The following is a 16,864-nucleotide window of genomic DNA, read 5'->3' on the forward strand; positions in this document are numbered from 1 at the left end:
CGCCTCAGCGGACGCCCAGGGGTGCGGCCAGGGGCAGCGACCACGGCAGTGCCTCGTGCTCACGGAGTCGGTCCCGCAGCACCTCTGTCAGGTGCTCGGGCATCGGTGTCGTCCGCCGCGAGGTGAGGTCGACGTGGAGCTCGAGGAACTCCAGGGTGTTGGCGATCGTCCCGCGCGAGCGGTTGACCACGATCGTCAGCCCGTGGATCGCCTTGGGTGCGACGCCGAGGATGCGCAGGTGGACCGACAGCTCGTCGCCGACCAGGGACTCGTCGAGGAAGCGGATGTGGTGCTCCACGCTGAAGACGCTGTGTCCGGTGCGAGCGCGGTAGGCGTCGTCGAACCCCAGCTCGGTGAAGGCCGCGTCGGAGGCCTCCATGTGCAGCCGGTAGTAGTGGCCGACGTTGACGTGTCCGTTGCCGTCCTCGAACTCGGGCGGCGCGACCAGGGACAGGGCGGTCCCCAGGCCGGAGACGTCGTCGATCGTGGGCGCGGTGGCGGTGGTCATGGCGGTCACTCTAACCATAGTTGAATCGAGTTTCATATCCCTCGCCCGCCTCGTCGGGGGTACCCGGGGTGACGTGGCCGCGTTTAGGTGCTAAAACTGAAACCAAGTTCACCTTGTGACGCACGACACGTGTCGTCACGTCAGTTGCGATCGAAGGACGACATGGTCAACATCGTTTCCCGCGTCTGGGCCCACGCCGACTCCGAGCCGGGCCGGGTGGCCGTCCGGTCGCCCCGCACGATCACGTTCGAGCAGTTGCGCGAGACGAACCGGCGGGTCGCCGGCGCCGTCCGTGCCGCCGGCCTGCAACCTCTCGATCGGGTGCTGTTCATCGCGCCGACGATCCCCGAGTTCCCCGAGGTCTACTACGGCCTGCACGCGGCCGGGGTGACCGTCACGACGATGAACGTCATGTCGACGGTGCCCGAGATCGACTACGTCCTCGACGACTGCGACGCGTCGCTGGTCATCGCCTGGCACGAGTGCGCCGATGCTGCGCGCACGGCGGCCGAGCGGCGCGGGATCCCGTTCTGGCAGCTCGACCCGGGCGTGACCATCGAGGCCGAGCCCCTGATGCAGGCCCACGAGCACGAGCCCGACGACACCGCGATCATCCTCTACACGTCCGGCACGACCGGTCGGCCCAAGGGTGCCGAGCTGACGGCCGGCAACCTCGTCGAGACCGTGGACTCCTTCACGCCCGTCCTGGAGCTCAGTGACGACGACCGGTTCGGTACCGCGCTGCCGCTGTTCCACGTCTTCGGGCAGGCGGTGTGCATGAACACGGCGCTCGCGGTGGGGGCGTCCTTCTCGCTGCTGAGTCCGTTCGATCCGGTGAAGATGCTGGAGATGGTCCGTGCGGATCGGCTCACGACGCTCTCGGGTGTGCCGACCATGTGGAACGCGATGCTGCACGCGCAGGGTGACTTCACCCCCGAGGACTTCGCCTCGCTGCGCATGGCCACGTCCGGCGGCGCCTCGCTGCCCGTCGAGGTCATCCGGGCCTTCGGCGAGCGCTTCGGCTGCACGATCCTCGAGGGCTACGGCCTGACCGAGACGACCGGTGCCGCCACCTTCAACGACCTGCGTCGCGAGCAGCGCACCGGCACGACCGGTCCCGCGCTGCCCGGGACCGTCATCGAGGTCCGGGACTCCACCGGCGCGGTGTTGCCGCCCGGTGAGGTGGGCGAGGTCTTCATCAAGGGGCCGACCGTCATGAAGGGGTACTGGAACCGGCCCGAGGCGACCGCGAGCGAGCTCGTCGACGGTTGGCTGAAGTCCGGCGATCTCGGATCGCTCGACGACGACGGCTACCTGACGATCGTCGACCGGGTGAAGGACCTGGTGATCCGCGGTGGCTACAACGTGTACCCCCGCGAGGTCGAGGAGGTGCTCTACGAGCACCCGGCCATCGTCGAGGTGGCTGTGGTGGGCATCCCCGACGACCACTACGGCGAGGAGATCGCCGCGGTCATCGCTCTCGCGCCGGGTCACGAGACGACGGGCGAGGAGCTGCGCGCCTGGGCCAAGGAGCGACTGTCGGCCTACAAGGTGCCGCGCGTCTACTCCTTCGTCGACACCCTGCCCAAGGGCGCGACGGGCAAGATCCAGAAGCGCGCGATCGACAAGGACGCGCTGCTCGAGATCGCCCGCGCCGCAGCGCGCGCCCGATGACCTCCGGGACGGCGCGGGCCGAGCAGGACGACGTCTTCGCCTCCGAGGCGCCGCCGCGCGCCGTGCTGTTCGACTTCGGGGGAGTGCTGACGACCAGCGTGTTCGAGTCGTTCGCCCGGTGCAGCCTCGAGATCAGTGGCGACCCCGACCTGCTGCTGCAGGTCGTGGCGCAGGACGAGGCCGCGAGCGCGGCGCTCGTCGAGCACGAGTGCGGCCGCATCGAGGACGAGGAGTTCGAGGCGGCCGTGGCGCGTGCGCTGGCGGCCCGTGGTGTCGAGATCGAGCCGGACGGCCTCATCGCCGCGATGCAGCGTGGCCTCGAACGTGACGTCGCGATGCGCACCGCCGTCGAGCGCCTGCGTGAGCACGGCGTCGCGGTCGCCCTCGTCTCGAACTCCCTCGGCCGGGACTGCTACACGGGGCACGACCTCGACGAGCTGTTCGACGTGCAGGTCATCTCGGGTCGCGAGGGGGTCCGCAAGCCGTCGCGGGCGCTGTACCGCATCGCCTGCGAGCGGCTGGACGTCTCGCCCGCCGAGGCGCTCATGGTCGACGACCTGGCGATCAACGTGCGCGCCGCACACGCGCTGGGGCTGGGCGGCGTCGTGCACCGCAGTGCCGAACGGACCATCGGGCACCTCGCGGATCTGCTCTCCCTCCCGGTCGGCGATCTCCGCGCCGAAAACCGTTCTTGAACTTGAGCCCGAATTCAGGTTAGAGTGTGAACCACGTCACCCCGACCCCTTCCGACACAAGGAGCAGCATGGACATCACCGGCAAGGTCGCCGTCGTCACCGGAGCCGGTGGCGGCATCGGAGCCGCTCTGGCCGAGGCGCTGGTCACGGCCGGCGCCCGGGTCGTCCTGGCGGACCTCAAGGCCGACGGTGTCGACTCCGTGGCGGCCCGCCTCAACGCGCAGACCCCCGGATCCGCTGTCGCGGTCGCCGGCGACGTGTCCCGCACCGAGCAGATCGAGAAGCTGATCGCCGCCGCCGAGGAGTCCTTCGGTCCGGTCGACGTCTACTTCGCGAACGCCGGGGTCGGCGGGGGAGTGTCCCTGGACGCCTCCGAGGAGGAGTGGGACCTCGCGCACCAGGTCAACGTCATGGCGCACGTGCGCGCGGCCCGCCTGCTCGTGCCCGGCTGGATCGAGCGGGGACAGGGTTACTTCGTCTCGACCGCCTCGGCAGCCGGCCTGCTGACGCAGATCGGCTCGGCGACCTACTCGGTCTCCAAGCACGGTGCCGTCGCGTTCGCCGAATGGCTCTCGATCACGTACGGCGACCAGGGCGTGGCCGTCAGCTGCCTGTGCCCCATGGGCGTCAACACCGACATGCTCACCGGCGGCGGACCCGTCACCAACGAGACGCAGCGCCGCGCCGCGAAGGCCGTCACCGACGCCGGCGGCGTGCTCGAGGCCGACGAGGTCGCCGCGATCGTGCTCCGGGCCATGGCGGCCGAGGAGTTCCTCATCCTGCCCCACCCCGAGGTGAAGGTCTTCGCCTCCCGCAAGACCGGCGACATCGACCGCTGGCTCGCGGGGATGCGCCGTTACCAAGCCTCACTCGCCTGATCATCGCGCTCGAACGCGACCCACCGAACAGCCAAGGAGCTGACATGCAATTCGAACTCTCGGACACTGCCAAGGAGTACCAGGAGAAGCTGCTCGCCTTCATGGACGAGCACATCTACCCGGCGGAGGCCGTCTACCACCGGCAGATGGCCGAGGCCGGCGATCCGAACTTCCACCCGCCGATCCTCGAGGAGCTCAAGGCCGAGGCGCGCAAGCGCGGCCTGTGGAACCTGTTCCACCCCCACAAGGACGAGGCCTGGGGCTCGCCGGGTCTGAGCAACCTCGACTACGCGCCGCTCGCCGAGATCATGGGTCGCAGCCCCTACATCGCCCCCGAGGCCATGAACTGCAACGCCCCGGACACCGGCAACATGGAGGTGCTGCAGCTGTTCGGCACCGAGGAGCACAAGGAGAAGTACCTCAAGCCGCTGCTCGCCGGTGAGATCGCCTCGGCGTTCTGCATGACCGAGCCGGCCGTGGCCAGCTCGGACGCGACCAACGTCGAGCTGCGCATGGTGGCCGACGGCGACGAGTACGTCCTCAACGGGCGCAAGTGGTTCGCGTCGAACGCGCTGCACGCGAACTGCAAGGTCCTCATCGTCATGGGCAAGACCAACCTCGAGGCCGAGACCCACCGTCAGCAGTCGATGATGGTCGTCCCGATCGACGCCCCGGGCGTCACGATCGTCCGTGGCCTGCCGGTGTTCGGCTACATGGACCGCGAGGGCCACGCCGAGATCCTGTTCGAGGACGTCCGCGTCCCCAAGACCGCGCTGCTGGCCGGCGAGGGTGACGGCTTCATGATCAGCCAGGCCCGCCTCGGCCCGGGCCGCATCCACCACTGCATGCGCTCGATCGGCATGGCCGAGCGCGCGCTCGACCTCATGATCAGCCGCGCGCAGAGCCGCACGACGTTCGGTCAGCCCGTGGCGATGCGCTCGAACATCCAGGACTGGATCGCCGAGGCGCGCATCGAGATCGAGATGATCCGCCTGCTGGTGTTCAAGACGGCGTACCTGATGGACACCGTGGGCAACCAGAAGGCTCGTACCGAGATCGCGGCCATCAAGGTCGCGGCGCCCGAGATCGCGTTGAAGATCATCGACCGGGCCATCCAGGTCCACGGCGGCGGCGGCGTCACCGACGACTTCCCGCTGGCCAGCTTCTACGCGCACCAGCGCACCCTGCGGATCGCGGACGGCCCGGACGAGGTGCACAAGCGCACCATCGCGCGTGTCGAGCTGCGCCGCATGGAAGCCGAGCTGTCCCGCGCCTGAGCGCCACCGGTGTGTGCGGGCGGTCCCTGGACCGCCCGCACGCCCGGCCACGCCCAGCGTGGCCTCCCATCCCCGCCGATCCCAGGAAAAGAACGATCAATGCTGATGGAGACGAAGTGACATGAAGTGGCGTCAGTTCCTGGTGTCCCGGCTCGTCCGGCTCGCCTTCGTGCTGGTGGCGATCACCACCCTCACGTTCCTCATGATGCATCTGGCCCCGGGTGATCCCGCGCGCCTCGTGGCCGGCATGGACGCGGACGAGCAGGCGGTCGAGGTCGCCCGCGAGCGGCTCGGTCTCGACCAGCCGATGTACCGCCAGTTCCTCGACTACGTCGGTGGCCTGTTCCGTGGCGACATGGGCACGTCCTTCGCCACCAACCAGCCGGTGACGTCGGAGATCGCGCAGAAGATCGGACCCACCGCGCAGCTCGCGGTGATCGGCATGGCGCTGATCCTGCTCGTGGGCCTGCCCCTGGGCATCATCGGCGCGGTCCTGACCCGCAACGGTCACCGCTGGTTCGAGATCATCTTCAGTGGATCGACCGGCGCGATGGCCTCGATCCCGCAGTACCTCATCGCGACCTTCCTGGCCTTCCTGTTCGCCGTGACGTGGCAGCTGCTGCCGGTCGCGGGATCAGGATCGATCGAGGCCGCGATCCTGCCGGCCGTGGCCATCGCGGTCCGTCCGGCCGCGTCGATCGCCCGCCTCGTGCGGGTGCGGACCCTGGAGGTCCTCGAGTCCCCGTACGTCCGCACGGCACGCAGCAAGCGACTGCCGACGCGCAAGCTCTACCTCTCCCACGTCTTCCCCAACTCGATCACGACCATGCTCGCCATGGGCGGCGTCACCTTCGCCAGCCTGATCGGCGGCGCGGTCATCGTCGAACAGGTCTTCGCCCGCCTCGGGCTCGGCACGACGCTGGTCCACAGCGTCCTGGTCGGCGACTACCCGGTCGTCCAGGGCATCGTCCTGCTCCTCGGGCTCTCCGTGGTCCTGGTCAACGCCCTGGTCGACGTCATCCTCGGGATCGTCGATCCCCGCACCATGGAGGCCGGCCGATGAGCACGAACCGCCACGGCACCACGCGCCAGATGGTCCGCGCGTTCCTGTCCAGCCCGACCGGCATCATCTCGGGCCTGATCCTGCTGGGCCTGACCGTGCTGGTCATCATGGGCCCGAACGGGTTCGGCGACCAGGCCGTCGTCAGCAACATGGCGCGCTCGAGCGAAGGGCCGTCCGCGGACCACCGCTGGGGCACCGACGCCCTGGGTCGCGACATCTTCACCCGCACCCTGGCCGCGACCCGGCTGTCCATCCTCTACGCCTCCGCCGCGGTCTTCTTCGCGATGATCGTCGGTGGCCTGATCGGCGGCCTCATCGCCGCCGGCAGTCCGCGCGTCCGCAAGGTCGGTGCCACCGTCATCGACACGATGATGGGCTTCGGCGACATCCTGCTGGCCGTCGTCGTGGTGGCCATCGTGGGCGTCGGCGCGAAGGGCGCCGTGCTCGCGATCGGTGTGGCGTTCACGCCGCACTTCGCCCGCTTCACGTACAGCCTCGTCGACTCGGTGATGGTGCGCGACTACATGTCCGCAGCCCGGGTCGTCGGCGTCAACAAGTCGGGCATCGGACGCCGGTACGTCGGCCGCAACGTGGCCGACAGCCTCGTCATCGTGACGTTCACGACCGTCGCCGAGGGGATCATGGCGATGTCCTCGCTGAGCTTCCTGGGCCTGGGTATCCAGTCCCCGCAGTTCGACTGGGGCCAGATGCTCACCGACGGGGTCAAGAACTTCTACCTCAACCCGTACGCCGCCCTCGTGCCGGCGTCGTTGATCCTCATCACCGGCCTGGCGGTCAACCTCTTCGGTGACGCCCTCGCCCGCGCCGTCAACCCGGTGCTGTGGAGTGAGCGGCCGAGCCTGTTCCGCTCGCGGTTCCGTCGCAACCGCGCCAAGGCGCTGGCCGAGACGCCCGAGATCACGATCGACCCCGCCATGGAGACCGAACTCAGGAAGGGACGCCCATGAACGACGCTCCCGTGAACGACGACCGCCTGCTGGACGTGCGCAACCTCTCGATCAGCATCGAGAACGGCGACGAGGCGCCGCCGCTGGTGCGGGACGTCTCGTTCCACCTCGACCGCGGCGAGATCGTCGGCATCGTCGGCGAGTCCGGCAGCGGCAAGACCCTGACGTCGCTCGCGGTGTCGCGGCTGCTGCCCCAGGGCCTGACGATGACCGCCGACCGGGTCGACTTCGACGGTCACGACCTGCTGAACGGGTCGGACCGCGAGCTGCGGACCGTGCTGGGCACCAACCTCGCGATGGTGTTCCAGGACCCCATGTCCTCGCTCAACCCGGCGCGCAAGATCGGCGCCCAGATGATCGAGACGGTGCGCGAGCACCGGGGCCTGTCCAAGAAGGAGGCGCGGGCCCTGGCGATCCGAAGCCTCGAGGACGTGCACATCACCGAGCCGGCCAAGCGACTCAAGCAGTACCCGCACGAGCTGTCCGGCGGCATGCGCCAGCGCACGATGATCGCGATGGGCCTCATGGGCGAGCCGAGTCTGATCCTGGCCGACGAGCCCACCACGGCACTGGACGTGACGGTGCAGGCGCAGGTCATGCAGTTGCTGTGCGACCTGAACGACCGCAAGGGCAGCGCCGTGCTGCTGATCTCGCACAACATCTCGCTGCTGTCCGAGGTGTGCGACCGGATCATCGTGATGTTCCGCGGCGAGATCGTCGAGGACCTCACCACGGCGAAGCTGCTCTCGGGCCCCGATCACCCCTACACACAGGGCCTGATCCGCGCGGTCCCCGATCTCAACACGGACCGCAGCGAGGATCTCGTGACCATCGAGGACGGGCAGTTCGACGTCGAACGGGAGATGAACCATGCTTGAGATCCAGAACGTCGAGGTGACGTACCCCGGACCGCCGCCGTTCACGGCCGTCAAGGGCATCGACCTCACCGTGCCGACCGGCTCGACCGTGGGCCTCGTGGGTGAGTCCGGCTCGGGGAAGTCCTCGATCGCCCGCGCCGCCATCGGCCTGACGCCGGTGACGCACGGCAAGATCCTGCTCGACGGCGAGGACGTCACGAATCCCAAGGGCCGGGCGCTGCGCCACCTGCGCGGCCGTGCCCAGCTGGTGTTCCAGGACCCGCACGCGTCGCTCAACCCCCGCATGGAGATCGCGATGGCCGTGCAGGAGGCGGTCAGCGTCGCCACGGGCAAGCGCATCACGTCACGCGAGTGCGCCGACGCGGCGCTGGACCTGCTCGACAAGGTGGGCGTGCCGAAGGCGGCCGTCCGCCGCTACCCGCACCAGCTGTCCGGCGGGCAGCTGCAGCGCGTGTCGATCGCCCGGGCGCTCGCCCTCGAGCCGTCGCTCATGATCCTCGACGAGGTCACCGCGTCGCTGGACGTCTCGGTCCAGGCGCGCATCCTCAACCTGCTGCGTCAGCTGCAGCGCGAGCTCGACGTCTCGATGCTCTACATCTCGCACGACCTGTCGGTCATTCGCTACCTGGCCGACCACGTGTACGTCATGCGCCACGGCGAGATGGTCGAGGCCGGCACGGCCGACCAGGTCTTCGAGTCCCCGCAGCAGGAGTACACCAAGGCCCTGCTCGCCGCCGTCCCCACGCTGGGCGGCAGTCGCTGGCGCTCGCGCCACGACCTCGCCGTCAGCTGACCGAACCCATCGAACGCTCCGAGGCGGAGCACAAGGAGCTCATGCATGAACACCGTTGACCGACTGTGGAGTCACGCCGAGAACACCCCCGACGCGATCGCCGTGCGGGTCGCTGACGAGTCGTGGACGTACGGGCGGCTGCGCGACCTCATCGCCACCTGGGCGGCGCGGTTGGACCGGGCCGGCATCTCGGCGGGAGACCGCGTGCTGCTCGTGGCGCCGACGTCGCAGGAGTTCGTCGTCGTGCACCATGCCGTCGCGGCGATCGGCGCCATCGGCGTGACGGTCAACTCGACGTCGACCGCGGCCGAGCTCGAGTACTTCCTCACAGACGCCGAGTGCGCGCTGGCGATCGCCTGGCACGAGACGCAGGACGTCGCGCGCCGGGCCGCCGAGGCGACGGGGATCGACCTGTGGGTGCTCGAGGCGGGGGACGTCGAGATCGACGTCTCGCCCGATCTGCAGCTGCCCCGGCCCATGGCCGAGGACGACACGTCGGTGCTGCTCTACACGTCGGGGACCACCGGCAAGCCCAAGGGCGCCGAGCTGACCCACGGCAACATCGTGGCCTGCGCCGAGATCATCGCCGGCGCCCTGGAGAGCGACAGCTCGGACCGGGTGGGCACGGCGCTGCCGCTGTTCCACGTGTTCGGCCAGGTCTGCGTCATGGCCAGCACCTTCGCTGTCGGCGCGAGCCTGTCGCTGCTGCGTCCCTTCAGCGGTCCCGGCCTCCTGCAGATGGCCGCGGCGCACCGACTGACGGTCCTGGCCGGTGTCCCGACGATGTGGAACGCCATGCTGCACGCCGACGTGGACGTCTCGCGCGAGGACCTGGCGGGCCTGACGCACGCCCTGTCCGGTGGTGCGGCGCTGCCGCTCGCCGTCGCCGACGCGTTCCGCGAGCGCTTCGGCTGCCGCGTCCTGGACGGCTACGGCCTCAGCGAGACGACCGGCGCGGCCACGTCCGCCAAGCTCAGCGTCCGGCGCAAGGAGGGCTCCGTCGGCCCCGCACTGCCGCGGTTGAAGGCCTGCATCATGGACCCGGACGGCCGTCAGGTCGAGCCCGGCGTCCACGGCGAGGTCGCCGTCGCGGGCCCGGTCATCATGAAGGGCTACTGGCGCCGTCCCGAAGCCACGGCGGAGGTCATGCGCGGCGAGTGGTTCCTGACCGGCGACATCGGCAAGCAGGACGAGGACGGCGACGTGTGGATCGTCGACCGCAAGAAGGACCTCGTGATCCGCGGCGGCTACAACGTGTACCCGCGCGAGATCGAAGAGGTGCTCTACACGCATCCGGACCTGCGCGAGGTCGCCGTCATCGGTGTCCCCGACGACCGGTTGGGCGAAGAGATCGCCGTCGTCTTCGCCCCGCACCCCGGGCGTGAAGTGGACGCCGCACGTCTGCGCGAGTGGTTGGAGGAGCGGGTGGCCCCCTACAAGGTGCCGCGGGTCTACCAGCAGGTCGAGGAGCTGCCGAAGGGCTCGACGGGCAAGATCCTCAAGCGCCAGCTCGACCGCGGTGCGGTCCTGGCGGAGGGGACGCGTGTCTCCAGCGGCAGGAGCGCGTCGTGACGCAGCTGATCGCGACGGAGCCCGTCGCTCGCTGGATCGCCTCCCTGGGGATCGGGGCCGAGGGCCCGATCGAGTTCCAACGGGTCGGCGCGGGGCAGTCGAACCTCACCTTCTTGGTCACCGATGCCGTCGGGCACCGGTGGATCCTGCGCCGTCCTCCGCTGGGCAAGCTGCTGGCATCGGCCCATGACGTCGAGCGCGAGCACCGGATCATGTCCGGGCTGCAGGGCACCGGGGTCCCGGTGCCGGCGATCCACGGGTTCACGAAGGACCCGGCGGTGACGGACGCGCCGATCATGCTCATGGACTTCGTCGACGGTCGGGTGCTGGACAGCATCGAGGCCATCGAGACGGTGCCCCAGGACTCCCGGCGCGCCATCGGGCTGTCGCTGGCCTCGACGCTGGGATCGGTCCACGCGGTCGATCTCGCCGCAGCCGGACTGGCCGACCTGGCCAGCCACGCGCCCTACGCCGAGCGCCAGCTGCGCCGCTGGCACCGCCAGTGGGAGCAGTCCCGCACGCGGGACCTGCCGATCGTCGCCGATCTCGCGCAACGGCTCACCGCCCAGGTGCCCGAGCAGCGCGAGGTCTCGCTGGTGCACGGCGACTTCCACCTGATGAACGTGATCACCGACCCCCGTGCGGGTCGCGTCACGGCGGTCCTGGACTGGGAGCTGTCGACCCTGGGTGATCCGCTGGCCGATCTCGGCGGACTGCTGGCGTACTGGCCCCAGGCCGACGACGAGATCCTCACCGGCTTCCAGGGTCCGACGCTGCCGGGATTCCCGTCGCGCGACGAGCTCGTGGCCCAGTACGCCAAGAGCACGGGACGCGACGTGTCGGCCATCGGCTTCTGGTACGTCCTGGGCCTGTGGAAGATCGCGATCATCGCCGAGGGCGTGTTGCGCCGGTCGATCGACGACCCGCGGAACACCGCCGTCACCGGCCAGATCTCCAGTGACCTGATCGACGCCCTGCTGGCCCGTGCCGATCTCGAGGCACGCGCCGTCGGACTCTGAGGATCACGGGCGCCCCCCACCTGTTGATGTTCGAAATTGAGTACGTGAGAGGTTGACATGAAGTTCAACGAGCGAGTCGGCGCGACGCGCCGCTCCACCCGGCGCCGTGGCCTGGCCACGGCCGCCGTCGCGGCCCTGGCCGCATCCGTCCTGGCCGCCTGTGGCGGCGGGGACAGCTCCGGCAGCGGAGCGTCGGGCGAGACGCCCGAGCAGGTCACGATGGTGCTGCGCAATGACGTGGACACCTTCGACCCGATGTTGACGGCCGCCGAGAACGGCGCCGTCCAGATGTACGAGGCGCTGTACGACACGCTCGTGCGTCGCAACTGGAAGACCGGCGACTACGAGCCGGCGATGGCCACCTCCTGGGAGATCACCCCGACGAAGATCGACTTCGCGCTCAAGGACGGGCTGAAGTGCAGCGACGGCACCGACCTGCTGCCCACGGACATCCAGAAGTCGCTGGAGCGGCTCGCCGATCCGAAGACCGGCTCGATCTACACCGGCCGGTTCTTCGGCGCGGGCGGCGTGAAGCAGATCGTGGCCGACGACGAGGCGAACACCGTCTCGGTCGAGGTCAACGAGCCGCACACCGACCTGATCGACAGCATGGCCGCAGCGTTCATCGTCTGCCCGAAGGGCCTGGCCGACACCGAGGCGCTGGCGACGACGCCCCAGGGATCGGGCCCCTACAAGCTCGCGTCGATGAAGCGCGGCGACACCTACGAGCTCGAGGCCTGGGGTTCGCCCGCCCTCGAGGATCCCGAGAGCGTGCCGGACCAACTGACGTACCGCGTGGTCACGTCCGACTCGACCCGCGCCAACCTCGTCGACACCGGTGACGCGGACATCGTCAGCGTCATCGGGCGCGACTCCAAGCGCCTCGAGGCGAGCATCGAGCCGATCCAGGGCAAGGCGTTCCAGGCCGACTCGATCGTGTTCAACCAGCGTCCCGGCGCCCCGTTCGCCGATGAGCGACTCCGTCGCGTCGTGGCCCAGGCCGTCGACGCCACGAGCTACACGAAGGCGGCGTCCTTCGACGTCGGCGAGGCGATCGACACGCTCGCCACGCCCAACATGGACTGCTACGTCGAGAGCAACGGCGAGATCGGCCTGAAGTTCGACAAGGACCAGGCGAAGGCGGACCTGTCGGCTGCGGGCTACGGCCCCGGTGGCAAGGAGCTGTCGGTGCGCCTGCTGGGCTACGACCTGCAGAACTCCGGCCCGGAGTACGTCGCCGACGCCCTGCGCGAGCTGGGCATCAAGGTCGACATCACGAACGGCACGCTGGCCCAGGCGGCCGGTGTCGTCTACGGCGACGCGGGGGAGTGGGACGTCATGGTCTTCCCGATGAACGCCCCCGCGCCGCACCTGTATCCGGCGGTCACGAAGATGAGCTCGAACCTCGGTGAGGGCGGGTCGTACAACTTCGGCCGGGTCCACAACGAGGAGTTCGACCGCTACGCGAAGCTGGCACCCGCCTCCACCGGGGACGAGCGGTGCGAGAACTGGAGCAAGGCCGAGGCGGCCCTGCTCGAGCGCACCGACGTGGTGCCGATGATGTGGCCGATCGCGAACTACTTCTCGAAGGACCTGACCTTCGAGACGGGCTACCGCACGACCGATCTGCGCACCATCCGCGTCAAGGGCTGAGTCCTCGACGAGATCAGGCCGGTTCGCCCGGGCCTCGTGCCCCGGCGGACCGGCCTTCTCATGATCTGAAATGAAACTGAATTCAGTATTGATATCTCTCGTGACTTGGGTCACACTCAGGTCAGAAGAAACTGAAGTCGTCTTCAGGCTCACGTCCGAAAGGTTGATCATGACTGCTCCCCGAAATCGATCCCTGCGCCGAGGTGTGGGCGCCCTCGGCCTGATGGTGCTGTCGACCTCCGTCCTGGCCGCATGTGGCGGCTCCGCCGAGGGTGGCGACAACGTCGCCGGGGAGGCCCCGAAGCAGGTGACCATGGACCTGCGCAACGACGTCGACACCTTCGACCCGATGCTCACGGCCGCCGATCAGGGCGCCATGCAGATGTACGAAGCGGTCTACGACACGCTCGTCCGGCGCAACCTGACCACCAACGAGTACGGGCCCTCGATGGCCACCGACTGGAAGGTCACGGCCACGCGGATCGACTTCAACCTGAAGCCGGACCTGAAGTGCTCCGACGGCACCGACCTGCTGCCCACCGACGTCGCGAACTCGCTCAAGCGCCTCGCCGACCCGAAGACGGGATCGATCTTCACCGGCCGGCTCTTCGGGGCAGGGGGGATCAAGGAGATCGCCGCGGACGACGAGGCGGACACCCTGTCGATCGAGGTCAACGACCCTCACTCCGACCTGCTCGACGGACTGACGCAGGCCTTCATCGTGTGCCCGAAGGGCCTGAAGGACCTCGACGCGCTCGCGTCGGCCCCGCAGGGCTCGGGCCCCTACAAGATCACCACGCTCAAGCGCGGCGACGCCTACGAGCTCGAGGCCTGGGGTTCGCCGACGGTCGAGCCCGGCGACGTCCCGGAGAAGATCTCGATCCGGGTCGTCACGTCGGACTCCACGCGGGCCAACCTCTTCGAGACCGGCGAGACGGACATCGCCGCGATCACGGGCCGGGACTCCCAGCGGCTGGAGGCCAAGACCAAGCCGATCCAGGGCAAGACGTTCCAGGCGGACTCGCTCACGTTCAACCAGCGTGACGGTGAGCCGATGGCCGACGAGGCCCTGCGGCGCGTGGTGGCCCAGGCGATCGACGCCGGTGACTACACGAAGGCGGCGTCGTACGACCTCGGCGAGCCGATGCACACGATCATCACCCCGAACATGGACTGCTACGACGAGAAGAACGGTGAGCTGGGGGTCAAGTACAACCCGGACCAGGCCAAGGCCGACTTGAAGGCCGCGGGTTACGGCCCTGGCGGCAAGGAGCTCACGCTGCGTCTGCTCGGCTACGACCTGCAGAACTCCGGCCCGGACTATGTCGCGGACGCGCTGCGCAAGATCGGGATCAAGGTGGAGGTCACCAACGGCACGCAGGCGCAGGCCGGCGGCATCGTCTACGGCGACGAGGGGGACTGGGACATCATCGTCTTCCCCTTCCAGTCGCCCGCGCCGCACGCCTACCCCCTCGTGACCAAGATGAGCTCGAACCTGGGTGAGGGCGGTTCCTACAACTTCGGCCGCATCACGAACGAGGAGTTCGACCGGCTCACGAAGCTGGCCCCGGCGGCGACCGGCGAGAAGCGGTGCGAGTACTGGGCCGGTGCCGAGGCCGCGCTGCTCAAGGACACCGACCTCGTCCCGCTCATGTGGCCCGTCACGAACTACTTCACGAAGAACCTGACGTTCGACGCGAGCTATCGCATCGTCGACCTGCGGACCATCCGCGCGGTCGAGTGAGACCGGTGGGCACCCCGGCGCAACCGGGGTGCCCACTCCCTTTCCCATCCGCAGCACGAAGCGCAAGGAGCACCATGTCAGTCGTACTCGCCGAGAAGGTCCTGGACGGTCGAGCCCTGCTCATCACCCTGAACCGGCCCGACGCCCGCAACGCCGTGAACGGTCAGGTCGCCCGCGAGATGGCCGCGATCCTGGACGACCTGGACGCCGACCCCGCGCTGGCCGTGGGCATCATCCGCGGCGAGGGCCGTGGCTTCAGTGCCGGCATGGACCTGAAGGCGTTCCTCGAGGGCGACTTCCCCACGTTCGAGGACCGCGGCTTCGGCGGCTTCGCCGAGCGTGGACCGAAGACCCCGCTGATCGCCGCGATCGAGGGGTTCGCCGTCGCCGGCGGCCTGGAGATGGCCCTGGCGTGCGACCTGATCGTCGCCGCCTCCGACGCGAAGCTGGGCCTGCCCGAGGTCAAGCGGTCGCTCATCGCGGCCGGCGGCGGCCTGCTGCGGCTCGCGCAGCGCATCCCGTACCACGTGGCCGCCGAGATCGCCCTGACCGGAGACCACCTCCCGGTCGAGCGGCTCCACCAGGTCGGCCTGGTGAACCGCGTCGCCGAGCCGGGCCACGCGCTCGACGAGGCCCTCGCGCTGGCCGCCCAGCTGGTCGACAACGCCCCGCTGGCTCTCGAGGGCTCGAAGTACGTCCTGGAGAACGCCGCCGACTGGGGAATGGCCGACGGCTGGAAGCACCAGCAGCCCGTCATGGAGCGCGTGAGCACGTCCGAGGACGCCCGCGAGGGGGCTACCGCGTTCGCCGAGCGCCGGGCGCCCGTCTGGCGCGGACGCTGACCCCTACCGATTTCCCACCACACCCTGCAACGAAGGACAGACATGACCGACACGACCCAGCTCCCCGTCCGCCCCCAGAACGTCGCCGAGCTCGAAGCGCTCATCGGACGGACGATCGGCCCCACGCAATGGCACGACGTGACGCAGGAGAGCGTCGACGCCTTCGCCGACGTGACCGGCGACCACCAGTGGATCCATGTCGATCCCGAGCGGGCCGCCCAGAGCCCGCTGGGCACGACGATCGCGCACGGGCTGTACAGCCTGTCGCTCGGGCCGGCGTTCTCGTACTCGCTGATCTCGTTCGAGGCCTTCACGCACAGCCTGAACTACGGGTACGAGAAGGTGCGCTTCCCGGCACCGCTGCCGATCGGCTCGCGCGTGCGCATGACCACCGAGGTCATCGCCGTCGACCACGTGCCCGGCGGCGTCCAGGTGCGTGCCCGTCAGGTGTTCGAGCGCGAGGGCTTCGACAAGCCGGTCGCGGTCGCTGAATCGCTGGGGCGCCTCGTCGAGGCCGGATGACCCGAACTTGACGTCAAATTCCCGTAGCATGTAACCCATGAGTAGCACGCCAGAGAGTGCGGCGCGTCACCGTCGCTCGGCCGGGTTCTCCGGGGAAGCGACGTCCCGCGACCTGCCCACCACCCCGCGTGGCCTGCGTACCCGCGCCAAGCTCGTCGACGCCGCACGCGTCGTCTTCGAGCGCGACGGGTTCCTCGATGCGCGGCTGGTGGACATCACCTCCGAGGCGGGCATCTCGGCCGGATCCTTCTACACGTACTTCGACAGCAAGGAGGAGATCTTCTCCGCCGTGCTGGGCGAGGTCGAGAAGGAGATGCTCCACCCCGACGTCCGTGCCGTCACCAGCGGGGACGACCCGGTGGAGATGATCCGGCAGGCGAACCGCGCCTACCTGGAGTCGTACCAGCGGTTCGCGAGCTTCATGCGGCTGCTGGAGCAGGTCGCCAGCATCGACGAGGGGTTCCGCGAGCTGCGCCGCAAGCGCGGCGAGTCGTTCGTCCGTCGCAATGCCAAGAGCATCCGCCAGATGCAGCAGGACGGCGTGGCCGGGGCCGACATCGATCCGATGATGGCGGCCTCGTTCCTGTCCGGCATGGTGGCGCGCGCCGCGTACTCGCGGTTCGTGCTGGGCGAGGACTGGACGATCGACCAGATGGTCGACTCGCTGACCGAGCTGTGGGCGAACGCCCTGAAGATCACTCGTCCCGCGACCTGATCGACCCGACGACGAAGCCCTCGACCGCGGACGGTCGGGGGCTTCGTCGTTCGCGGGTCCGGG

General features: G+C 69.1%; 16 protein-coding genes. 15 read left to right on the top strand and 1 reads right to left on the bottom strand.

From position 1 onward, the window contains the following. Positions 1 to 4: 4 nt before the first annotated feature. Positions 5 to 508, bottom strand: a complete 504-nt coding sequence (locus tag GL325_RS14105; protein ID WP_187769927.1) for a thioesterase family protein — start codon at positions 506 to 508, stop codon at positions 5 to 7. Positions 509 to 670: 162 nt separating this feature from the next. Between GL325_RS14105 and GL325_RS14110 the strand changes: the two genes are divergently transcribed. The 15 genes from GL325_RS14110 (at position 671) to GL325_RS14180 (ending at position 16,801) form a co-directional block, all read left to right on the top strand. Next, positions 671 to 2,182, top strand: a complete 1,512-nt coding sequence (locus tag GL325_RS14110) for an AMP-binding protein (RefSeq protein ID WP_187769928.1) — start codon at positions 671 to 673, stop codon at positions 2,180 to 2,182. Further along, complete coding sequence (locus GL325_RS14115; protein ID WP_187769929.1) at positions 2,179 to 2,877, top strand: HAD family phosphatase; 699 nt, start codon at positions 2,179 to 2,181, stop codon at positions 2,875 to 2,877. Before GL325_RS14110 ends, GL325_RS14115 begins: the two co-directional genes overlap by 4 nt. 68 nt (positions 2,878 to 2,945) lie before the next feature. Further along, positions 2,946 to 3,755 (top strand): SDR family oxidoreductase, encoded by an 810-nt coding sequence (locus tag GL325_RS14120; RefSeq protein ID WP_154595820.1) that lies wholly within the window; start codon positions 2,946 to 2,948, stop codon positions 3,753 to 3,755. 44 nt (positions 3,756 to 3,799) lie between these two features. Further along, positions 3,800 to 5,032 (top strand): acyl-CoA dehydrogenase family protein, encoded by a 1,233-nt coding sequence (locus GL325_RS14125; protein WP_154595819.1) that lies wholly within the window; start codon positions 3,800 to 3,802, stop codon positions 5,030 to 5,032. A 121-nt stretch (positions 5,033 to 5,153) separates the two neighbouring features. Next, positions 5,154 to 6,095, top strand: a complete 942-nt coding sequence (locus tag GL325_RS14130; protein ID WP_187769930.1) for an ABC transporter permease — start codon at positions 5,154 to 5,156, stop codon at positions 6,093 to 6,095. Continuing rightward, on the top strand, positions 6,092 to 7,063 hold the full coding sequence (locus GL325_RS14135; protein WP_187769931.1) for an ABC transporter permease: 972 nt from the start codon (positions 6,092 to 6,094) through the stop codon (positions 7,061 to 7,063). Before GL325_RS14130 ends, GL325_RS14135 begins: the two co-directional genes overlap by 4 nt. Then, entirely contained in the window at positions 7,060 to 7,941 is an 882-nt protein-coding gene (locus tag GL325_RS14140; RefSeq protein ID WP_154595816.1) for an ABC transporter ATP-binding protein, read from the top strand. Before GL325_RS14135 ends, GL325_RS14140 begins: the two co-directional genes overlap by 4 nt. Next, the gene (locus tag GL325_RS14145) at positions 7,934 to 8,734 is read left to right on the top strand and encodes an ABC transporter ATP-binding protein (RefSeq protein ID WP_154595815.1); all 801 of its coding nucleotides are present in this window, start codon (positions 7,934 to 7,936) and stop codon (positions 8,732 to 8,734) included. Before GL325_RS14140 ends, GL325_RS14145 begins: the two co-directional genes overlap by 8 nt. Positions 8,735 to 8,779: 45 nt before the next feature. Continuing rightward, complete coding sequence (locus tag GL325_RS14150) at positions 8,780 to 10,306, top strand: class I adenylate-forming enzyme family protein (protein WP_187769932.1); 1,527 nt, start codon at positions 8,780 to 8,782, stop codon at positions 10,304 to 10,306. After that, the gene (locus GL325_RS14155; RefSeq protein ID WP_187769933.1) at positions 10,303 to 11,325 is read left to right on the top strand and encodes a phosphotransferase family protein; all 1,023 of its coding nucleotides are present in this window, start codon (positions 10,303 to 10,305) and stop codon (positions 11,323 to 11,325) included. The genes GL325_RS14150 and GL325_RS14155 overlap by 4 nt, the downstream gene beginning before the upstream one ends. Positions 11,326 to 11,382: 57 nt before the next feature. After that, positions 11,383 to 12,978: an ABC transporter substrate-binding protein gene (locus tag GL325_RS14160; RefSeq protein ID WP_154595813.1), complete on the top strand. Its 1,596-nt coding sequence runs from the start codon at positions 11,383 to 11,385 to the stop codon at positions 12,976 to 12,978. 169 nt (positions 12,979 to 13,147) lie between these two features. Continuing rightward, positions 13,148 to 14,722: an ABC transporter substrate-binding protein gene (locus GL325_RS14165; RefSeq protein ID WP_187769934.1), complete on the top strand. Its 1,575-nt coding sequence runs from the start codon at positions 13,148 to 13,150 to the stop codon at positions 14,720 to 14,722. Positions 14,723 to 14,796: 74 nt separating this feature from the next. Further along, positions 14,797 to 15,564: a crotonase/enoyl-CoA hydratase family protein gene (locus tag GL325_RS14170; RefSeq protein WP_154595811.1), complete on the top strand. Its 768-nt coding sequence runs from the start codon at positions 14,797 to 14,799 to the stop codon at positions 15,562 to 15,564. Positions 15,565 to 15,606: 42 nt separating this feature from the next. Continuing rightward, positions 15,607 to 16,086 carry a MaoC family dehydratase gene (locus GL325_RS14175; RefSeq protein WP_154595810.1) on the top strand — a complete coding sequence of 160 codons (480 nt, stop codon included), beginning with the start codon at positions 15,607 to 15,609 and terminating at the stop codon, positions 16,084 to 16,086. A 37-nt stretch (positions 16,087 to 16,123) separates the two neighbouring features. Further along, a complete protein-coding gene (locus tag GL325_RS14180) occupies positions 16,124 to 16,801 on the top strand; it encodes a TetR/AcrR family transcriptional regulator (RefSeq protein ID WP_154595809.1) in 678 nt (225 codons plus the stop codon). Positions 16,802 to 16,864: the final 63 nt, after the last annotated feature.

The organism is Aeromicrobium sp. 636, assembly GCF_024433585.1.
Classification (GTDB): Bacteria; Actinomycetota; Actinomycetes; order Propionibacteriales; family Nocardioidaceae; genus Aeromicrobium; species Aeromicrobium senzhongii.